Origin of the sequence: Clostridium celatum DSM 1785, from assembly GCF_000320405.1 — a bacterium.
Classification (GTDB): Bacteria; Bacillota; Clostridia; order Clostridiales; family Clostridiaceae; genus Clostridium; species Clostridium celatum.
The window spans coordinates 22,134-43,785 of sequence record NZ_KB291625.1; the positions used below are offsets into that span (position 1 = coordinate 22,134).

Annotated in this window: 22 protein-coding genes; 21 read left to right on the forward strand and 1 reads right to left on the reverse strand. The window is 28.4% G+C overall.

Annotated features, from left to right (window positions below; genetic code table 11):
* Nucleotides 1–14: 14 nt before the first annotated feature.
* The 9 genes from HMPREF0216_RS05815 to rho all read left to right on the forward strand — a co-directional run bounded on the left by HMPREF0216_RS05815 (nucleotide 15) and on the right by rho (nucleotide 10,512).
* Complete coding sequence (locus HMPREF0216_RS05815; protein ID WP_005212360.1) at nucleotides 15–848, forward strand: cyanophycinase; 834 nt, start codon at nucleotides 15–17, stop codon at nucleotides 846–848.
* On the forward strand, nucleotides 832–3,453 hold the full coding sequence (gene cphA, locus HMPREF0216_RS05820; protein ID WP_005212361.1) for a cyanophycin synthetase: 2,622 nt from the start codon (nucleotides 832–834) through the stop codon (nucleotides 3,451–3,453). The genes HMPREF0216_RS05815 and cphA overlap by 17 nt, the downstream gene beginning before the upstream one ends.
* 123 nt (nucleotides 3,454–3,576) lie before the next feature.
* A complete protein-coding gene (ispE, locus tag HMPREF0216_RS05825; RefSeq protein ID WP_005212362.1) occupies nucleotides 3,577–4,422 on the forward strand; it encodes a 4-(cytidine 5'-diphospho)-2-C-methyl-D-erythritol kinase in 846 nt (281 codons plus the stop codon).
* 69 nt (nucleotides 4,423–4,491) lie between these two features.
* A complete protein-coding gene (gene spoIIR / locus HMPREF0216_RS05830; RefSeq protein WP_005212364.1) occupies nucleotides 4,492–5,130 on the forward strand; it encodes a stage II sporulation protein R in 639 nt (212 codons plus the stop codon).
* A gap of 19 nt (nucleotides 5,131–5,149) precedes the next feature.
* Nucleotides 5,150–6,139, forward strand: coding sequence for a DUF814 domain-containing protein (locus tag HMPREF0216_RS05835; protein WP_005212366.1), 990 nt, complete (start codon nucleotides 5,150–5,152; stop codon nucleotides 6,137–6,139).
* A gap of 8 nt (nucleotides 6,140–6,147) precedes the next feature.
* Nucleotides 6,148–6,564 carry a YwiB family protein gene (locus tag HMPREF0216_RS05840; protein ID WP_005212368.1) on the forward strand — a complete coding sequence of 139 codons (417 nt, stop codon included), beginning with the start codon at nucleotides 6,148–6,150 and terminating at the stop codon, nucleotides 6,562–6,564.
* Nucleotides 6,565–6,693: 129 nt separating this feature from the next.
* Nucleotides 6,694–6,987: a hypothetical protein gene (locus tag HMPREF0216_RS05845; RefSeq protein WP_005212369.1), complete on the forward strand. Its 294-nt coding sequence runs from the start codon at nucleotides 6,694–6,696 to the stop codon at nucleotides 6,985–6,987.
* Nucleotides 6,988–7,133: 146 nt separating this feature from the next.
* Nucleotides 7,134–8,732 carry a CTP synthase gene (locus HMPREF0216_RS05850; protein ID WP_005212371.1) on the forward strand — a complete coding sequence of 533 codons (1,599 nt, stop codon included), beginning with the start codon at nucleotides 7,134–7,136 and terminating at the stop codon, nucleotides 8,730–8,732.
* Nucleotides 8,733–9,060: 328 nt separating this feature from the next.
* Nucleotides 9,061–10,512, forward strand: coding sequence for a transcription termination factor Rho (rho, locus tag HMPREF0216_RS05855; protein WP_040419097.1), 1,452 nt, complete (start codon nucleotides 9,061–9,063; stop codon nucleotides 10,510–10,512).
* A 154-nt stretch (nucleotides 10,513–10,666) separates the two neighbouring features.
* On the opposite strand, the gene rpmE is transcribed toward rho, so the two are convergent.
* Nucleotides 10,667–10,873, reverse strand: a complete 207-nt coding sequence (gene rpmE / locus HMPREF0216_RS05860; RefSeq protein ID WP_005212373.1) for a 50S ribosomal protein L31 — start codon at nucleotides 10,871–10,873, stop codon at nucleotides 10,667–10,669.
* Nucleotides 10,874–11,061: 188 nt separating this feature from the next.
* Here rpmE and HMPREF0216_RS05865 point away from each other — a divergent pair, with 188 nt between their 5' ends.
* The 12 genes from HMPREF0216_RS05865 (at nucleotide 11,062) to atpE (ending at nucleotide 21,635) form a co-directional block, all read left to right on the forward strand.
* The gene (locus tag HMPREF0216_RS05865) at nucleotides 11,062–11,649 is read left to right on the forward strand and encodes a thymidine kinase (protein ID WP_005212375.1); all 588 of its coding nucleotides are present in this window, start codon (nucleotides 11,062–11,064) and stop codon (nucleotides 11,647–11,649) included.
* Between the two features lie 14 nt (nucleotides 11,650–11,663).
* Nucleotides 11,664–13,421 carry a peptide chain release factor N(5)-glutamine methyltransferase gene (prmC, locus tag HMPREF0216_RS05870; protein WP_005212377.1) on the forward strand — a complete coding sequence of 586 codons (1,758 nt, stop codon included), beginning with the start codon at nucleotides 11,664–11,666 and terminating at the stop codon, nucleotides 13,419–13,421.
* 92 nt (nucleotides 13,422–13,513) lie between these two features.
* Complete coding sequence (prfA, locus tag HMPREF0216_RS05875; RefSeq protein ID WP_005212383.1) at nucleotides 13,514–14,599, forward strand: peptide chain release factor 1; 1,086 nt, start codon at nucleotides 13,514–13,516, stop codon at nucleotides 14,597–14,599.
* Between the two features lie 212 nt (nucleotides 14,600–14,811).
* Nucleotides 14,812–15,237, forward strand: a complete 426-nt coding sequence (locus HMPREF0216_RS05880; RefSeq protein WP_242824715.1) for a hypothetical protein — start codon at nucleotides 14,812–14,814, stop codon at nucleotides 15,235–15,237.
* A gap of 17 nt (nucleotides 15,238–15,254) precedes the next feature.
* Nucleotides 15,255–16,304 (forward strand): L-threonylcarbamoyladenylate synthase, encoded by a 1,050-nt coding sequence (locus HMPREF0216_RS05885; protein WP_005212387.1) that lies wholly within the window; start codon nucleotides 15,255–15,257, stop codon nucleotides 16,302–16,304.
* A 64-nt stretch (nucleotides 16,305–16,368) separates the two neighbouring features.
* Entirely contained in the window at nucleotides 16,369–16,818 is a 450-nt protein-coding gene (gene rpiB / locus HMPREF0216_RS05890; protein WP_005212389.1) for a ribose 5-phosphate isomerase B, read from the forward strand.
* A gap of 69 nt (nucleotides 16,819–16,887) precedes the next feature.
* On the forward strand, nucleotides 16,888–17,517 hold the full coding sequence (gene upp, locus HMPREF0216_RS05895) for a uracil phosphoribosyltransferase (RefSeq protein ID WP_005212391.1): 630 nt from the start codon (nucleotides 16,888–16,890) through the stop codon (nucleotides 17,515–17,517).
* A gap of 222 nt (nucleotides 17,518–17,739) precedes the next feature.
* Nucleotides 17,740–18,237, forward strand: a complete 498-nt coding sequence (locus HMPREF0216_RS05900) for a deoxycytidylate deaminase (protein ID WP_005212393.1) — start codon at nucleotides 17,740–17,742, stop codon at nucleotides 18,235–18,237.
* Nucleotides 18,238–18,517: 280 nt separating this feature from the next.
* Nucleotides 18,518–19,699 (forward strand): acetyl-CoA C-acetyltransferase, encoded by a 1,182-nt coding sequence (locus tag HMPREF0216_RS05905; protein WP_005212395.1) that lies wholly within the window; start codon nucleotides 18,518–18,520, stop codon nucleotides 19,697–19,699.
* Between the two features lie 633 nt (nucleotides 19,700–20,332).
* Nucleotides 20,333–20,704 (forward strand): ATP synthase subunit I, encoded by a 372-nt coding sequence (locus HMPREF0216_RS05910; protein ID WP_005212397.1) that lies wholly within the window; start codon nucleotides 20,333–20,335, stop codon nucleotides 20,702–20,704.
* The gene (locus HMPREF0216_RS05915; RefSeq protein WP_005212399.1) at nucleotides 20,705–21,388 is read left to right on the forward strand and encodes a F0F1 ATP synthase subunit A; all 684 of its coding nucleotides are present in this window, start codon (nucleotides 20,705–20,707) and stop codon (nucleotides 21,386–21,388) included.
* A gap of 13 nt (nucleotides 21,389–21,401) precedes the next feature.
* Nucleotides 21,402–21,635, forward strand: coding sequence for an ATP synthase F0 subunit C (atpE, locus tag HMPREF0216_RS05920; RefSeq protein WP_005212401.1), 234 nt, complete (start codon nucleotides 21,402–21,404; stop codon nucleotides 21,633–21,635).
* Nucleotides 21,636–21,652 lie beyond the last annotated feature (17 nt).

The window sequence follows — 21,652 nt, forward strand, 5'->3', positions numbered from 1 at the left end:
TTTGAGGTGAAGTTATGACTGAAAAAATAAGTGGAAATTTAATAATTATAGGCGGTGCAGAAGACAAAAAGGAAGATAAGGAAATATTAAAAAGAGTAGTAAAATACCTTGATAAGGATAATGAAAAAATATTAATAGCTACAATAGCAACAGAATATCCAGAAAAGAGTTATGAAAATTACTATGAGGTCTTCACAGGCTTAGGAGTTAAAAATATAAGTCAATTGGATATAAGCAGTAGAGAGGATGCATTTAAAGAGGAAAATATTAATTTAATTTCAGAATCAAATTTATTATTTTTTACAGGAGGAGACCAATTAAGGATAACTAGTATGTTAGGTGGTACTCCTATTTATGATGAAATAAAAAAATTATGTGATAGAAATGGATTAATTGCAGGAACATCAGCAGGAGCATCTGTTATGAGTGACACTATGATAGTTCAAGGAGAAGATGATGAATCTCCAAGAAAATGTACAGTAAAAATGTCACCAGGATTAGGGTTAGTAAATAATATAATAATTGATCAACATTTTGCTCAAAGGGGAAGGATAGGAAGGTTACTTACTGCTATAGCACAAAATCCAGAGGTATTAGGAATTGGTATAGATGAAGATACAGCAATAATAGTAAGTGATAAGGGTGTTGCAGAAGTAATTGGTTCTGGAGCTGTTTATTTTGTAGATGGAAGTTCAATTATATATAGTAATGTATCAGAACAATATAGCAATGAAGTTTTAAGCATGTTTAATGTGAAATTACATGTATTAAAAGAAGGAAATAGATTTAACCTTTTAAAAAAGGTACCTTTTGAGGAGGATATAGATTTTTATGAAAATCATAGATAGTACTGTTTATGAGGGAAGAAACATTCATTCTCATAAAAAATGTATAGAGCTTGTAGTAAATTTAGAAGGATATTCAGAAATTCCAAGTAAAGATATTAAGAATTTTAATGAACAATTAATAGAGATGATTCCAGAGCTAAAAACACATAGGTGCGGTATAGATGAGGAAGGTGGATTCGTAAAAAGGCTAAAGGAAGGAACTTATTTAGCTCATATTTGTGAGCATATGACACTTGCTATTCAAAATATACTTGGAATTGATGTAGCTTATGGAAAAGCTAGAGAAATTAAAGGAGATTTATATATTATAGTATATCAATATGAATATGATAGAGTCGGCGTTGAAAGTGCTAGGTTAGCGGTAGACATAATAAATGCACTTATTAAAAATAATAATATAAATTTTAAAGAAAGAATAGTTATATTAAAAGATATACTAAAAAAGGAAATGATAGGTCCTAGTACATTAGAAATATGTAATACTGCAAAGCAAATAGGATTGCCAGTTTTAAAGATTGGCAATAGTGGATTTTATCAAATAGGATATGGAAAACAAGGAAAAATTATTGAAGCTTCTATATCTAATAATACAAGTTGTGTATCAGCTGATATATCTTGTGATAAATTAATAACTAAGGAGTTATTAAGAATTCAAAATCTTCCTATTGCATACGGTGAAAAGGTATTTAACGTAATACAATTGTTAAAATGTGCTGAAGATATAGGATATCCAGTCGTTTTAAAGCCACAATTTGGAAGTAAAGGGAAGGGAATAATACTTAAAATAAAAAATGAAAAAGAGTTGGTTAGAGCTTATCAAAAGTTGAGCAATGAATATGAAGATTTAATTTTAGAGGAATATTGTGAAGGAGAGGATTATAGAGTCTGTGTAGTAAACTATGAGGTTGTTGCAGTATCTAAAAGAATACCTCCATATATTAAAGGAAATGGCAAAATGACCGTAAAAGAGCTAATTGAGAAAATAAATGAAGATCAGCTTAGAGGTGAAGATCACGAGAAACCTTTGACAAAAATAAAAATAGATGAAGAGGTTAAAGAATGCATTTATGAAGAAGGATATTTATTTGAATCAATATTAGAAGATAAAAAAGTACTTTATTTAAGAAGAAATGCTAATTTATCAACTGGGGGTATAGCAATAGATTGTACAGATGATATATCAGAAGAGAATAAAGAGTTATGTATAAGAGCTGCAAAAGCTATAGGACTCGATATATGTGGAGTAGATATATGTACAAAAGATATTAGAAAACCTTTAAAAGAAAATGGGGTAATCTTAGAAGTAAATACAGCTCCAGGACTTAGAATGCATTTGTACCCTAAAGAAGGTAAATATAGAAATATAGGCTTAAATATAGTTAATATGATGTATAATAATAATCCTATAAATATTCCTGTTGTTTCAATAACAGGGACTAATGGAAAAACTACAACTACTAGAATTATAAATAGCACATTAAGTAGAATGGGATATTGCGTTGGAATGACTAGCACGGATGGAATTTATATAAATGGAAAATGTATAGATAAGAGAGACGATACTGGAGCAGATAGTGCAAAATGTGTTTTAATGAATAGAGATGTTGATATTGCAGTTTTGGAAACGGCTAGAGGTGGAATAATAAAAAAAGGATTAGCCTATGATTTAGCTGATGTAGCGGTTATAACTAATATAACAGAAGATCACTTAGGAGTAGATAACATTGAAGATATGGAAGATTTATGCAAAGTGAAATCGCTAGTTGCAGAGGCTGTAAAGAAGGATGGATATGTAGTTATTAATGCTGATGATGAGTATAGTAAAAAGATAATAAATAGAATAACAAGTAACATAATATATTATTCTTTAGACAAGAATAATGAATTAATAATAAAAAATATAAAAGAAGGAAAAATAGCAGTATATATAAAGGATAACTATTTAGTAGTAAATAATTTAGGAAGAGAATATAGAGTTATAAAAGTTAAGGATATACCTATAACTTTAAAGGGGAGTTTAAAGTTTAACATTGAAAATTCTATGGCAGCATGTGCAGCATTAGTAGGTTTAAAAGTAGACTATAGCATGATTAAAATAGGGTTATTGAATTTTAAGCTGAATTCTGTTGAAAACTCTGGTAGATTTAATATGTATGATTATAATGGAATTAATGTTATTTTAGATTATGGTCATAATATAGAAGGATACAGAAGTGTTTTATCGTCACTTAAAAATATAGCTAATAATAAAGTTATCGGTGTTATTGGCGTGCCAGGTGATAGAAGTGATTATGTTGCAAAAAGTATTGGAAGAATAAGTTCAGAGTTTTTAGATAAAATAATTATAAAAGAAGACAAAGATAAGCGTGGTAGAAAAAATGGAGAGGTAGCACAGTTAATTAAAGAAGGTATTTTATCAAACAATAAAAATATTCCTTTTAAAGTAATATTAGATGAAGTGGAAGCATTAAAGGAAGCTATAAATCAATCAGACTCTGGTGACACAATTATAGTTTTCTTTGAAAAAATTAATAGATTAATAGAAGTTCTAGAAAATGAAAAATCCAACAATGAAAAACTAGGTAATGTTGTTAATTCAAATTAAAGAATACAAGAATGACATATTTACTAAAAATAAAATACTATATATAATAATACTTATAAGTTCAGGGGATATCCCTGAACTTTAATTAACACATAAGTACTTTCGTTGAAGGGATTTGAGTATATGAAAATAAAAGCTTATGCAAAAATTAATATTTCTTTAGATATAATAGGAAAAAGGGAAACAGATGGATATCATTTATTAAGAATGATAATGCAAAATATAGATTTGTATGATGAAATAGATATAAATAAGCAGGAGTCCGGAATAACCTTAACTTGTAATAAGAGTTATGTTCCAACAGATATTAAAAATTTAGCATATAAAGCAGCTTTATTATTTAAGGAAAGATATGATATAAAAGAAGGCGTAAATATTAATATAACAAAAAATATTCCAGTATCTGCAGGACTTGCAGGGGGGAGTACAGATGGAGCAGCTGTTTTAGTTGCTATGAATAAGTTATTTAATGTTAATGCTTCTGATGAAGAACTTATGGAACTTGGAGTAAGTTTAGGAGCTGATATACCTTATTGTATTAAAGGTGGCACTGCACTTTGTGAAGGAATTGGGGAAGAGGTAACTTCACTAAAACCATTTAAAGATAAAATAATTGTTTTGGTTAAACCAGGGTTTGGTGTATCTACAAAAGAAGTATATAAGTCATTTGATATGGACAAAGCAAGAATACATCCTAGAACTGAAGAGTTAATAACTGCTATGGCAAATGATGATTTAGAATATGTAGCAAATAATATGAAAAATTTATTAGAAAATGTTACATTAAGAAAGCATAAGGTTTTAATTAAAATAAAAGAAGATATGATTAGACTTGGAGCTATAGGTTCTATGATGAGCGGAAGTGGTCCAAGTGTATTTGCCTTCTTTGATGATATGTTAAAGGCCCAAAGATGCTTTGAGAAGATGAAAGAAAATTATAAAGAAGTATTTTTAACTAGAACTATTTAAAAAAATTTAATATTAATGAATAAACCCCTTTATATTGTCAATACTTAAGGATAGAAAGGGGTTGGAATTATGAGGAAATATATATCAATTTTATTAGTAGTATTTTTTATTAGTGGTATTTTAAATGGATGTGAACTAAAATCTTATAATATAGAGGATGGAAGTTTAGAACTTGAGGAATTAGATTATGATGAAATTAAAGACAAGCTAATTAGATTTCATGTTATTGCTAATAGCGATACGGAAGAAGACCAAGCTTTGAAGTTAAAGGTTAGAGATAGAGTAATTGATGAATTAAGTTATAAATTAAATGAAGCTGAATCTGTAGAGGAAGCAAAAGAAATTCTTGAAACTAACATTGATTTTGTTAATGAAATTGCAAAAGAAGTAATTAGTGAAAATAATTATAATTATGAAGTTAACACAATGTTATCATATGAAAATTTTCCAGATAAAGTTTATGGAGATTATATATTTCCACAAGGGACTTATGAAGCATTTAGAATTATAATAGGAACAGGTGAAGGTCAAAATTGGTGGTGTGTTATGTTTCCACCTTTATGTTTCATTGATGAGACTAAGAATTCTGTAGATTCAAAGGAATTGAAAGAAAATATTGAAGATATAACAAGTAAAGAAGATAAAGCAAAAAAAGATGTAGTGTTTAAATCTAAAATATTAGAAATAGTAAATAATTTATTTGACTAGAAAATAGGAGGACTTTAAAATGGCAAGAGCTTTAGCAATGGTATCTGGTGGACTAGATAGTATATTAGCAGCTAAATTAATTAAGGAGCAGGGAATAGAGGTAATAGGAATTTGTTTTAGATCATATTTCTTTAGTGAAGAAAGCGCAATAAAAATGACTAAACAAGTAGATATTCCATTAGTTGTTGTGGATTTTTCACCAGAACATTTAGATTTAGTTAAAAATCCAAAACATGGAAGAGGTAAAAATATGAATCCATGTATAGATTGTCATGCTATGATGATGAATTATGCGGGAAAGTTATTAGAGGAATATAATGCTGATTTTATAATAACTGGAGAAGTTTTAAATCAAAGACCTATGTCACAAAATAGACAAGCTCTAAATATAGTAAAGAAGGAATCAGGATTTGCAAATAAAATACTAAGACCTTTATGTGCTAAAAATATTGAGCCAACAGAAATGGAATTAAATGGGCTTGTAGATAGAGAACAATTATTAGGAATATCAGGAAGAAGCAGAAAGCCACAAATGGAATTAGCAGAAAAGTGGGGTATAACTGAATATCCATCACCTGCTGGAGGATGTAAATTAACAGAGCCAAACTATGCATTAAGATTAAAAGATTTATTAGATTTTAAAGAAGAAGTAGAAGAAAATGAATTAAGTCTTTTAAGATATGGTAGACACTTTAGAACTGAAGATAATAATAAAATAATAGTTGCAAGAACTAAAGAAGAAAGTGAAAACATAAAAAAATATGTAAATTCTGAATACTATTCATTCCATACTACAGATTTTTCAGGTGCATTAGTATTGTTAGAAAATAAAGGTACGGAAAGAGACATAGAATTAGCAGCAAGAATTTCGGGAAGATATAGTAAAGGAAGAGAAGAGAAAGTATTAAAGGTTAAATATGGACAATACGGAACTAAACTTGAAAATGTAATAGAAGTTAGTCCAATAAATGATGAAGAATTAGATAAATATATGATATCTGTAAGATAGGAGGAAATATGGAAAAAGACGCAATTATTTATGTACAAAGCTTTTCGGACTTAACACCAGGTGAGCCTATTGAAGTTGTAACTCCAGGAAAATTTATAAAAACAGATGATGGTTTTAAGGCTATATATGAAGAGTCAAAGTTATCTGGTATGGAAGGAACTACAACTACTTTAAATATAAAAAATGATTCTATGATATTAGAAAGATTGGGTTCAACAACTACTAATATGGAATTTAAAGAAGGTGAAGTAGCTATATCACTATACAATACACCTTACGGAATGATGGATTTAAATGTTGATACTAAAAAATTAGATATTGATATTGATGATAATGGTGGAGTTATTTATTCTAAATACATATTAGGTGTTCAAGGTGAAGCTGGAGTTACAACAGAATTAAAAGTTAAGATTAGAGTTAATTAACAAACTAGAAATAAGACTATACTTTTGTATGGTCTTATTTTTATTTATTAAAAATGTAATTATAGAATAATAAATTGAATAAACAGCTAGTTAAGGGTAATAATTGTAAATAAAAAGTGATGGTGTCATATGGATAAATATAATATTATAATTTTAAATTTATGTAAATATTATGGGATAGAATTTAAAGAATTAGATTTATTATTGAGGGATAGGGAAAAGAGATTAATTTTTTTATTATTAATAAAAAATTTTAGATGCTTAGATGTAAATAAGACGATAGATATGACAAGATATATAAATGAAAAAAATATAAAAGTAAACTTAAAAAAAGCTGAGGAAAAGGTTCTTATAAATAAGCAATTTAGAGAAGATTACTTCGAGATAGAGGAAAAAATAAAGAAAAATTTTAAAAATGCATAAAAAACACTAGTCAAATTTAAACTAATGTGTTACTATAATGATTATGATTTTAAAGACACTTATGTATAAAGTGAGGTAATTTATATTATACTAATAAAAAAGTCAAGTGTCAATAAGAATTTTGAATTTTTTTAGGGGGAATTACGATGAACACTAAGTTTGTTTTTGTTACAGGTGGAGTTGTATCAGGATTAGGAAAAGGAATAACAGCAGCATCATTAGGAAGATTATTAAAGAATAGAGGATTAAAGGTTTCAATACAAAAATTTGATCCTTATTTAAATGTAGATCCAGGAACTATGAGTCCATATCAACATGGAGAAGTTTTTGTAACTGATGATGGAGCAGAGACAGATTTAGATTTAGGTCATTATGAAAGATTTATCGATGAAAATTTAACTCAAAATAGCAATATTACATCTGGTAAAGTTTATTGGTCAGTTATTTCAAAAGAAAGAAGAGGAGAATATTTAGGGGGAACTGTTCAAGTAATACCACATATAACTAATGCAATTAAAGAAAAAGTTCATAGTGTTGCTAAAGAGCAAGATGTAGATGTAGTTATAACAGAGATTGGAGGAACTGTTGGAGATATAGAATCACAACCGTTTTTAGAAGCAATAAGACAAATAAAGTATGATGTTGGAAGAGAAAATGTATGCTTTATTCATGTAACATTAGTGCCATACTTAGGTAAGTCTGGAGAATTAAAAACTAAGCCAACCCAACATTCAGTTAAAGAATTAAGAAGTATAGGAATACAGCCAGATATTATAGTATGTAGATCAGAAAAAGAAATAAGTGAAGATTTAAAAAATAAGATAGGTCTTTTCTGTAATTTAGAAGGAAAATGTGTAATACAAAATTTAGATGCAGATCACTTATATGAAGTGCCATTAATGCTACACAAAGAAGGTTTAGATAGATTAGTTATTGAAAAATTAGAACTTGGATGTAGAGATATTGAAAATAATGAATGGGTATCTATGGTTCAAAAAATAAAATCGCTTAAAGAAAATGTAAACATAGCTTTAGTTGGTAAGTATGTAGAACTACATGATGCTTATATTTCTGTAGTTGAAGCATTAAATCATGGTGGATTAGCAAATGATTCAAAAGTAAGTATAAAATGGATTAATGCTGAAGAAGTAACAATGGAAGGGGCTAGTAAGATATTTGAAGATATAGATGGAATTCTAGTTCCAGGAGGATTTGGAGATAGAGGAGTAGAAGGGAAGATAGAAGCTATAAGATATGCAAGAGAAAACAATATACCTTTCTTAGGAATATGTTTAGGAATGCAAACGGCAGTTATAGAATTTGCAAGAAATGTATTAGGCTATGAAGGGGCTAATAGTTCTGAAATAGATCCAGAAACTAAATATCCAGTAATAGATCTAATGTTAGAACAAGAAGGAATTGAAGACTTAGGTGGAACAATGAGATTGGGTGCATATCCATGTAAATTAAATAAAGAATCAAACTCTTACAAGGTATATCAAAGTGAAATTATTTCAGAAAGACATAGACATAGATATGAGTTTAATAATGAATTTAGAAAAGAAATTATAGAAGCAGGAATGAGTATAGTGGGAACTAGTCCTGATGAAAGATTAGTTGAAATTGTAGAGATTAAAGAACATCCTTGGTTTGTAGCAGTACAATTCCATCCAGAATTAAAATCAAGACCGAATAATCCACATCCATTATTTATAGGATTTATAAAAGCAGCTTTAGAAAATTAAAAAATAAGATATTGATTTAAATAAGAGTTTAAGATAGCGATTATGAGTAAGTCCTATCTTTTACTCTTAATTTTTTTGCTTTATAAATAATAGTTTGTTATAAAAAAATATAATGTGGATAAGCTTATAGTATAAGTTAGTATTGAATTTTAATAATTATTAGTTCATAATTATATATAAATTTAGGTAAAATTAATTTTAAAAAGTATATTTTTATTATACAAAAGATTATTCAAATAATGAGATTTAATTTCATTTCAATATATCAAATCTTACATTTTAATGCTTAATTATCCCAAATTAATTTTAAACTATTGGAGGTGTCATTTTGACAAGAGAAGCATACTCTGAGATGACTTTAGCAGACCTTAAAAATAAAGCTAAAGAACTTGGAATAAAAAACATAAGCAAATTAAAGAAGAGTGAATTAATAGATGAATTATTAAATGTTAATTCAAGTAAAGTAGAAGAGAGTAAATCTACTCCTAATGTTATAGAAAGAAATGGTGTTATATTAACTGAGAGAATAGCTCCAAAGACTCGTGAACAACAAAATACTACTTATAATAATTATCAATCAAGAGAAGTAAATACATTATCAGAAGAAGAAAGAGAAGAAAAGAAAGAAAGATTAAAGACTATGATAAATGAGTCTGGATCTGCAAAGGGAGTACTAGAAGTACAAGAAAATAATAATTTTGGATTTTTAAGATGTGATAATTATTTAACTGGAGAAAATGATATATATGTATCTCCTTCTCAAATAAGAAGATTTAATTTAAGAACTGGTGATGAGGTTCAAGGTAAAGTAAGGGAAGCAAAAGACGGCGAAAAGTTTAAAGCTCTGTTATTTGTTGAAAAAGTAAATGGAGATAGTCCGGAAAAAGCCATAGGAAGAAAGAGTTTTGAAACCTTAACACCAATTTATCCTAATGAAAGACTACATTTAGAAACTAGTAATGAAAAAGATTTATCATCTAGATTGATGGACATAATTTGTCCAATAGGAAAAGGGCAAAGAGGAGTAATTGTAGCACCTCCAAAGGCAGGTAAAACTACATTGCTAAAAAAGATTGCTCAAAATATTACAATAAATCATCCAGAGGTTAAACTTATAGTTCTTTTAATTGATGAAAGACCAGAAGAAGTTACTGATATGAAGAGGTCTATAAAAGGAGATGTCATTTATTCCACATTTGATGAAGAACCACAAAACCATGCAAAGGTTTCTCAAATGGTTTTAGAGAGAGCTAAGAGGATGGTAGAACAAGGTAAGGATGTAGTTATATTATTAGATAGTATTACTAGATTATCTAGAGCGTATAATTTAACGATTACTCCAACAGGAAGAACATTATCAGGGGGATTAGATCCAGGCGCTTTAATAATGCCTAAGAAATTCTTTGGTGCAGCAAGAAATATTGAAGAAGGTGGAAGCTTAACAATACTTGCAACTGCTTTAGTTGAAACAGGATCTAGAATGGATGATATGATATTTGAAGAATTTAAAGGTACTGGTAATATGGAGGTACATTTAGATAGAAGGCTTCAAGAAAGAAGAATATTCCCTGCTATAGATATTTATAAATCAGGAACAAGAAAAGAAGATTTACTATTAACAGAAGAAGAAAAAGAAGTAGCATTTGCAATTAGAAAGGTAATGTATAAAGATGGAAATATAGAAAATATTACTGAAAATCTAATTAATATGTTATCTAAGACTAAAAATAATAAAGAATTCATAGAAGTATTTCCTAAAAATGAATCTTTTAAGAAATAAATAAAATAATCAAAAAAAGTTATGGTTAAATATTAAAATTAAACCATAACTTTTTTGTTGTTATATTGTTGTATTAAGTAAACTTTTAATATTTAATATTAAAAGAAAAAAATGAGAAAGAATCATATTCCTTCTCATAAATTCAAATATAATCTTATTTGTTAAGACCGAATTTCTTGTTGAACTTATCAACTCTACCGCCGATATCAACGATTTTTTGCTTACCAGTGAAGAATGGGTGGCATTTAGCACATATATCAACTTTTAACTCTTCTTTAACAGAACCAGTTGTAAAAGTATTTCCACATGCGCACTTAACCACAGCATCGTGATGGTATTCTGGATGTATGCCTTGTTTCATTTAATTCACCTCTTTCAAAATAAACGATTCATTAGCGATTTACTAATGACCATATCGAGTAAATCACATTAAAAAAAGCCAGTCAAGGTAATGCTAAAATAAAAAACATATTATAATATCTTATAATATGTAGATTAAAATGTTATAATCAAAAGAGATAAATTACTTAAAGATGAGGAGCGTTAATAATGAGTAAATTATATTTTAGATATGGAGCTATGAATTCTGGAAAATCAACTAACCTTATGCAAGTTGCTTATAATTACGAAGAACGTGGAATGAAGGTTCTTTTAATAAAACCATCTACAGATAAAAAAGGTGGAGATAAATTACTTTCAAGACTTGGCGTACAACGTAAAGTTGATTTATTAATAGAAGATGAGCAAAATATTTATGATGAAGTTAATAGATGGCAAGAAACGAAATATAATATAGATTGTATTTTAGTAGATGAAGTTCAATTTTTAAAATCTCATCAAATAGATGAATTATTTAAAATTGCTGTAGTTTTAAATATTCCAGTTATTTGCTATGGGTTAAGAACAGATTTTAAAATGCAAGGATTTGAAGGTAGTACAAGATTATTATTATTAGCTCATAGTATAGAGGAGCTTAAGACTATTTGTAAGTGTGGTAGAAAAGCAGTTTTAAATGGAAGAAAGATTAATGGGAAATTTGTTTTTGAAGGAAAACAAGTCGCTATTGATAACGTAGATAATGTAGAGTATGAATCTTTATGTGGTCATTGTTATTTTAAGTATAAAAATGAGAATTAAGAGAGTGTGATTATATGAGAAAATGCGATGTTGGGGGTCAAGCTATAATTGAAGGAGTTATGATGCGTGGTTCAAAGGGATTGGCAACTGCTGTTAGAACTCCAAGTGGAAAAATTGAAGTTAAAGTTGATAGAGTTAAGCCTATAACAAAAAGATTTAAAGTTTTAAATATACCTATTATTAGAGGGGCTGTAATTTTAATAGATTCATTAATAGTTGGAATAAAAACTTTAAACTATTCAGCAAGTTTTTTTGAAGATGATGAAGAAGAATCAAAATTTGATATATGGCTTAAAAATAAATTTGGTGATAAAGGTGCAAATGATTTATTAGTTACAATAACTATGATGATTTCTCTTTTAATGGCAGCTGGTATATTTTTGGGAATTCCTACAGCTATTGCATCAGTGTTTAAAAATACTGGGATTTCACCAATTTTATTAAATTTAATTGAAGCTATTATTAGAATAGTTATATTAATTTCTTATATGTTTTTAATTAGTAAGTTAGATGATATTTATAGAGTTTTTCAGTATCATGGGGCAGAGCATAAAACAATTTTTTGTTATGAAGCAGAGGAAAAACTAACAGTAGAAAATGTTAAAAAGTTTGGAAGATTACATCCGAGATGTGGAACTAATTTCTTGTTTTTAACTATGCTCGTTAGTGTTATTATATTTACATTAACAGGATGGGGTAGTTTCTGGCAAAGGCTTATATTAAGAATAGTGTTAACACCACTAGTTGCAGGAATTACTTATGAATTAATAAAATGGCTTGGAAGGACGGAAAGTGCTTTGGGAAAAATAATTGCATATCCAGGATTGAAGTTACAAGAACTTACAACAAAAGAACCAGATGATTCACAAATAGAAGTAGCAATAGAATCTTTATTAGCAGCTGAGGGAATAGAATATAAAAAAACCATAGGTGAACTTTTAATATATGGAAATAAAGAGTTAAAGGAGGCTAATATAGATACATATATATTAGACACTCAACTTTTACTTGGAGAAGTATTAAAAAAGGATAAGCTTTATTTAATTACTCATAAAGAAGAGGAAGTTATTAAATCTGTGACTAAAGCGTTTTATTTATTAATAGAAAAGAGAAAAAATAAAATGCCAATAAAATATATATTAAAAAATACTGAGTTTATGGGCTTGGATTTCTATGTAGAAGAAGGTGTATTAATACCTAGAGGCGATACAGAGATACTAGTTGAGGAAGCACTTAAATTTATTGATGAAGATAAAGAATATGAAATTTGTGATTTATGTTGTGGAAGTGGTGCTATAGGTATATCTATAGCAGCTTTAAGAGAAAATACTAAGGTAGATTTAATAGATTACTATGAAATACCAGAAAGGGTAACAAAGAGAAATATAAGAAATCATAAATTGGGAGATAGAACATCATTTATAAAAAGTGACTTATTAGAAGAGCCAATAGCTAATGGTAAGAAATATGATATTTTAATATCTAATCCTCCATATATTAAGGAAGAAGTTATAGAAGAATTAATGGAGGATGTAAAGAACTATGAGCCACATACTGCATTAAGTGGTGGGAAAGATGGATTATATTTCTATAGAAGAATTGTTGAAGATAGTGATAAAATTTTAAAAGAAAATGGTATATTAGCATTTGAAATTGGCCATGATCAAGGAGAAGAAGTTAAGGGACTTATGACAGAAAAGGGATATAATAATGTAAGGGTTATTAAAGACTTAGCTGGACTTGACAGAGTAGTTATAGGGAATTTAAATTAGTTAATATAGCAATAAATTGTTGTATCTTGATTAATATTTAGTTGATGTGATATAATAATTCAATATGAAAAAATACAGTACGGAGTGATACTATGTTATTAGATAAATTAGCATTTACAGAAAATAAGTATGAAGAACTATCAGTAAAGATATCAGATCCTTCAATAATGGCTAACCAAAAAGAATGGAGAAAGCTATGTAAGGAGCATGCTGACTTAGAAGTTATAGTAACAGCATATAGAGAATACAAAAAGGTTGTTGAGGATTTAGAAGCAAACAAAGAAATGTTAGAAGAAGAATCAGATAAAGAAATGAGAGAAATGTTATCTGAAGAAATTTCTATGCTTAAAGAACAAGAAGAAGAATTAGAAAATAAAATTCAAATTCTTTTATTACCTAAGGATCCTAATGATGATAAGAACGTATTTGTTGAAATTAGAGGTGGAGCTGGTGGTGATGAAGCAGCTCTATTTGCAGCAAATCTTTTCAGAATGTACACAAGATATGCAGAATCTCAAAGATGGTCAGTTGAAATGATGAGTTCAAATGAAAATGATCTTGGTGGATTTAAAGAAGTTGTATTCATGATTAAAGGTAATGGAGCTTATTCAAAGCTAAAGTATGAAAGTGGAGTACATAGAGTTCAAAGAGTTCCTGATACAGAGAGTTCTGGTAGAATTCATACATCAACAGCTACAGTTGCGGTATTACCAGAAGTTGATGATGTTGAAATAGAAATAAATGATAAAGATTTAAGAATTGATGTTTACAGATCTTCAGGGAATGGAGGACAATGCGTTAATACAACAGATTCAGCTGTTAGAATAACACATATTCCAACAGGAACAGTTGTTGCATGTCAAGATGAAAAGTCACAGTTAAAAAATAAAGAAAAAGCTATGAAAGTATTAAGAGCTAGACTTTACGAAGCTGCAGAAGCTGAAAGAATGGCTGGAATTGCAGAAGATAGAAAGAGCCAAGTTGGTACTGGGGATAGAAGTGAAAGAATAAGAACTTACAACTATCCACAAGGAAGAATTACAGACCATAGAATTGGATTAACATTATATAAATTAGATAGTTTTATGAATGGAGATATTGAAGAAGTTATTAATGCTTTAATCACTGCTGACCAAGCAGAAAAGATGAAAGCAATGGGAAATACAGATTCAATGTAATTTTAAAAGCCTTGCATTTAAATATGTAAGGCTTTTAAAATAGGTGACAATATGAAAATAGATAAGCATTAAAGAAACAAAAAAAATATAAAGGATTATTTTTTGCTTTTATGTTTTTTTTAGCAATAATACTACCTATTATAACTTATTTATCATATATGAAATCACTATATATAATGTTTTTTTTAGCTATAATAGAGATATTAATTTTTTTGGCTATTATTAGTAAAATGAATTATTATGAGCTTAAGTTTAGTTTTTATAATAATAAATTAAAGTTTAGAAGTGGATTATTTTCTAAAGAGAGCGTAATACTTTGTGATAAAGTTGCTGTAGTTCACACTAATAAAAGTAAAGAAGATATAGAGATTATTATTATAACTAGAAATAAATTTAAAAATAAAAAACTTAGACCTTTAACTAAAGTAATATTAGATAAATATCCTGAAATAGAAAAAGAAATTGAAAAACTTAAAAAAATAGATAATAATCATGTATATTATTTTCAGGTTATTAAGCGAGGGGCTTTAAGAAAATATTTATTATTAGATAATATATATAGAAATTGTGTTAATTCAATTTATACATATTCAGCTATTGAAAATATTAAAATAGCAAGAGGACAAAATGAAATTTAAGAAAGAAGGTACGCTTTGTGGAAACTAAAGTTGCCATAGTTAAAGATATTAGTAGAGATATAGAATATATCGAAGAGGCAGGAAAGGTCATAAGAGAAGGGGGAACAGTAGCGTTTCCAACAGAAACTGTTTATGGATTGGGGGCTGATGCCCTTAATGAGGATGCCGTAAAAAAGATATTTATTGCAAAAGGAAGGCCACAAGACAATCCATTAATAGTTCATGTAGCATCAAAGGATATATCTGATTTAGTAAAAGAAGTTCCAAAGATAGCACAAGAGTTAATGAATAAATTTTGGCCAGGACCGTTAACTATTATTCTAGAAAAAAAAGATATAATACCAAATGTAACAAGTGCAAATCTTAGTACTATTGGAATAAGAATGCCTAGTTCTAAAATTGCTCTTAAGCTTATAGAACTTTCAGGAAGGCCAATAGCAGCACCATCAGCTAATATATCTGGAAGACCAAGTCCTACTGAAGTTGAAAGATGTGTTGAAGATTTAAATGGAAGAGTTGATTATATAATTGGTGGAGAAAGTAGCAATATTGGAGTTGAATCTACAATTATTGATTGTACAGTAAATCCACCATTAGTACTTAGACCAGGCGGAATTACTTTGGAGATGCTTAAGGAAATTAATAGTGAAATAGAAATAGATAAGGCATTAATGAGCAAACCAAGTGATGATTTAAAGCCTAAAGCCCCAGGTATGAAGTATAGACATTATGCCCCAAAGGCGAGTTTAAAAATAATTAGTGGTAAAAATGAAAAAACTATTGAAATTATTAATCAAATGATGGAAAATTATATAGAAAAAAATAATACAGTAGCGATACTAACAACTGATGAAAATTTAAATAAATTTAATAAGGGTGAAGTTATATCACTAGGTAGCGAAAATAATTTATACGAAATTGCAAAAAATTTATTTGAATCATTAAGAAAATGCGATGATTTAGGAGTAGATTATATTTTATGTCAAGGCTTTGAAGAGTATGGAGTTGGACTTGCAATTATGAATAGATTAAATAAGGCTGCAGGATATGATATCATATATGTATAATAAAGGAGGATGGGGGAACCTATTCTCCTTTTTTTATAAATAAATAAAGAGGAAGGATGATTTTATGAAGATTGCATTAGGTTGTGACCATGGTGGATTAAATTTAAAAGAAGAGATAGCTAATTACTTAAAATCTGAAAATATAGAATTTAAAGATTTTGGTACATACACAGAAGAGTCTTGTGATTATGCTGACATAGCATTACCAGTGGCTGAAGCAGTTGTAGCTAAAGAGTTTGATTTTGGTATTTTAATATGTGGTACTGGAATTGGAATAGGAATTGCAGCAAACAAGGTTCCGGGGATAAGAGCAGCGCTTTGCTCAGATACATTTAGTGCTCATGCAACAAGAGAGCATAATAATGCTAACATTTTAACTATGGGAGAAAGAGTTATTGGTAAAGGATTAGCTATTGATATAGTTAAAGCTTTTTTAGGGGCTGAATTTGAAGGCGATAGACATATAAGAAGACTAAATAAAATAACTGAAATTGAAAAAAAATATTCTAAATAAATATTAATAATTAATAGGTAAATTGGAATATAATAAATATAATTTGTTTAATTTGGGAGGAATAATACAATGAGTAAAGTAACAGAAATGAAACATCCTTTAATATCACATAAACTTGCATACATAAGAAGCAAAGATACAGGTTCTAAATACTTTAGAGAGTTAGTAGAAGAAGTATCTATGTTAATGGCATATGAAGAAACTAGAGATTTAGAAACAGAAGAAGTAGAAGTTGAAACTCCAATATGTACTACTAAGTGTCAAATGTTAGCTGGTAAAAAGATGGCTATAGTTCCAATCTTAAGAGCTGGACTTGGTATGGTTGATGGAATATTAAATTTAATACCAGCAGCTAAAGTTGGTCATATAGGATTATATAGAGATGAAGAAACACTACAACCAGTAGAGTATTTCTGTAAACTTCCTCAAGATATAGCGGAAAGAGATGTTATAGTTGTTGATCCAATGTTAGCTACAGGTGGTTCAGCAGCCGATGCTATAACATTATTAAAGCAAAGAGGAGCTAAAAAAATAAGATTAAGCACATTAATATCTTCACCAGAAGGAATTAAATTAGTAGAAGAACAACATCCAGATGTTGATATCTATGTTGCTGCTATAGATGAAAAATTAAATGAAAAAGGATATATAGTACCAGGTCTTGGAGATGCTGGAGATAGACTTTTTGGAACTAAGTAATATTGTAAAAGCGAAGACTAGTGTCTTCGCTTTTATAATAGAATGATAACTAGATTAGATAATTTAATTATTAGTAGTCATAAATTGAAGCTTAACTCCTTTACAAATTTATAAGAATATATTAAAAAATTAATTATACATGAATTTTAACCACAAATCATAAGGTAGAATCGGGGGTGAAGCAAAATTTATATAAATGTATTAGATAAGGAGAATGATTTTATGTCAAAAAGAAAAGAATATTTATCTTGGGATGATTATTTTATGGCAGTTGCATTATTGTCGGCTAAAAGAAGTAAGGATCCTAATACACAAGTTGGAGCTTGTATTGTGAATAAAAATAATATAATTGAGAGCATAGGATACAATGGACTTCCAAAGGGATGTTCAGATGATGAATTTCCATGGGGAAATGAAGGTGATGCATTAGACACAAAATATCCATTTGTAGTTCATGCAGAGTTAAATGCTATTTTAAATGCAAAAGGAAAAGATTTATCAAATTGTAGAATATATGTTGCATTATTCCCTTGTAATGAATGTGCTAAAGCTATAATACAATCGGGAATAAATGAAGTAGTATATTTGAGTGATAAATATGCTAATACAGATTCAGTAAAGGCATCTAAAAGAATGTTTAAGGCTGCAGGAGTAAATTTGAAACAAATAGAGTCAGCTCATGAAAAAATAGATTTATCATTAAATATAAAAGATGTTTAAAATATTGATAATCAAATAACAATTAGTTAAAATTCATCATCAATTTTATGATTAAAATGTTATTTGAATTAATTTAAATGTTGTATTTTTTTTATTAAATTACAAAGAGAATTTACATAGATAGAAAAAATTTTTTAAAATATATAAAAAGGTAAAATATTTTAAATATTAGTTGATATTGGAAAAAATAAAGTGGTATAATAATAGTGTTAATTGTTTAACAATTTAAACAATTAGCACTATTATGATTTAAGGGTTAAAAACGAGGGAGGATTTTTTTATGAGAGATGTAGTAATAGTTAGTGCGGTAAGAACTGCTATAGGTTCATTTGGAGGATCGCTTAAGGATGTTCCAGCAGCAGATTTAGGAGCATTAGTAATTAAAGAAGCTGTAAATAGAGCTGGTGTAAAGCCAGAATTAGTTGAAGAAGTAATAATGGGTAATGTTATACAAGCTGGGCAAGGTCAAAATGTAGCTAGACAAGCATCTGTTAAAGCAGGGCTACCAGTTGAAGTTCCAGCAATGACAATAAATAAAGTTTGTGGATCAGGTTTAAGATCAGTAGCATTAGCAGCTCAAATGATTAAAGCAGGAGATTGTGATGTAGTTGTAGCTGGTGGTATGGAAAATATGTCTGCAGCACCTTATGCAATTCCAGGAGCTAGATGGGGACAAAGAATGGGCGATGGAAAAATGGTTGATACTATGATAAAGGATGCATTATGGGATGCATTTAATGATTATCATATGGGAGTAACAGCTGAAAATATAGCTACAGAATGGAACTTAACTAGAGAAATGCAAGATGAATTTGCTGTGCAATCACAAATTAAAGCTGAAAGAGCTATAAAAGAAGGAAGATTTAAAGATGAAATAGTTCCAGTAGTTATTCCACAAAGAAAAGGTGAACCAAAAGTATTTGATACAGATGAATTCCCAAGATTCGGAGCTACTATAGAAGCTATGGCTAAATTAAGACCTGCATTCGTAAAAAATGGAACAGTAACTGCAGCAAATGCATCAGGAATTAATGATGGTGCAGCAGCATTTGTAGTTATGAGTGCAGAAAAAGCAGAAGAGTTAGGGTTAAAGCCAATGGCTAAAATACTTTCTTATGGAAGCAAGGGATTAGAGCCATCAATCATGGGATATGGACCATTCCATGCAACTAAGAAAGCTTTAGAAGGAACTGGATTAACAGTCGAAGATTTAGATTTAATAGAAGCAAATGAAGCATTCGCAGCTCAAAGCTTAGCTGTGGCTAAAGATTTAAACTTTGATATGAGTAAGGTTAATGTTAATGGTGGAGCTATAGCACTTGGACATCCGGTAGGAGCTTCAGGAGCAAGAATATTAGTTACATTACTTCATGAAATGGAAAAAAGAGATGCTAAGAAAGGTTTAGCAACACTTTGCATTGGCGGAGGAATGGGAACTGCTTTAATAGTTGAGAGAATATAAGAAAAATGGATAAAAGGAGCTTTTAATAGCTCCTTTTATCATTATGGAGCTATATAAAAATATTTAATAATAATCATAAGAATAAAAAATAAATTAAAAGGAAAAAATAATGAATAAGCTAGAGTGAAATTATTCAAAAAATATAATTTTAAGTTTTTACAACGATTAAGGAAAATTTTAGAAAACTATAAAAATATATAAAAAATTTAAAAATTAATAATAAATTTTAGTAAAACTAAAAAAAAAAGAATTATTAAACGTTGCCAAAAAAAAGGCTTAACAAATCTGAAAATTATGAAAATTTTAAAAAAATAAAGTTTAAAAAAATATCTTGCAAAAAAAAGAGAAATTGATAAAAAGAGGCTTTTGAGTAAGTATTTAAGCAATAACATTTAATAATAGCTTAATTTAGGGTTAAATTGTAAAAAATAATGAAAAATGAAGTTTTAATTAATTATTGAGTAGGTATATAATTACCTCAGCTAACGGGGATAGCAAGATACTAGATAACTAAGTATTCCTATATAAGAGCTCATAAAACAAAATATATAACTATAAAATATAGTTAGTTTTTATATAGGAATAACGTAAAGTCACTAGCTCCCAAAATAAGTTATTTATTAGGAGAAAAAAATGCCTAAAGACCTAAAGAATATTATAAAATCTGTAGCAAACAATAATTTAATAAGTGGAATTGTTGTGTTCTTGATATTAGTGTTATTAAAACAATATAATATTGGCTTAATAATATTAATTGGATTAATAGTTTCAATGTTAAATTTTATTGTATCAGCTATTATAACTAGTATGTATTTAAGCAAACTTAAAAAAAATAAGGCAATTTTATTTCCCTTAAGCTATTTAATTAGAATAGTAATTATAGTTGCTATAGCAGTAGTTTTTTCTAATAGAATTGAAAATTTATTAGCTTTTCTATTAGGGTTCATTATACATTATGTGATATTAGGAATAACTACTATAAAAGTACAGAAGGGAAGTGGATAGATGGAATCATCAAAGGCTATATTTTCTTTTTATTTAGGTAAAATAGTAATTGATATAAAACCAGAATCAATAATACAACTTATAATTGTTTTATTAATTTTATTATTAGCTTGGTGGTCTACAAGGAAACTTGAAATAAGGCCAAGTAAAAAACAAACAGTTGTTGAATGGATTTATACAATGTTAAACAATGTTGTAATAAGTAACGTTGGAGAAAGTTTTACTAGTATTGTTCCTTTTGTAGGAACTCTAGGGATATTTGTTCTTGTAATGAATTTAACAGGACTAGTAGGAATTTCACCACCAACAAAGAATTTCAGTGTTACATTAACTTTGGCATTAATATCATTTGTAATGGTACAAGGATATGCTATTAAAAGAAATGGCATTGGAAGTTATTTTAAGGGATATTTAGAACCAGTATCATTTATATTACCTATTACAATATTAGAAAGAATAATGTTACCAATATCATTATCTTTAAGACTATTTGGTAATATGTTGGCTGCTACTTTTATTATAGAACTTATTTATGAGAACTTAGAAAAGTTAGCGTGGGCTGCACAGCTTGTTATACCAATACCATTACATTTATATTTTGATATATTTGATGGAGGTATACAAGCTGTAATATTTGTTATGTTAACAATGATAAACATTAAGATAGTATCTGAACACAATTAAGGAGGATTTTAAAATGAGTGAAATAGGAATGAGAGCATTAGGAGCAGGAATTGCAGTATTAGTAGGTTTAGGAGCTGGTATTGGTATAGGAAATGCTACAGGAAAAGCTGTGGAAGGTGTTGCTAGAAATCCAGAATCAACAGGAAAAATAACAACTACTTTAGTTATAGGTTCAGCATTTGCAGAAGCAACAGCTATTTATGGATTATTAGTATCAATATTATTAATATTTGTAGGAGTAAAATAATATTTTAATGACTCCAA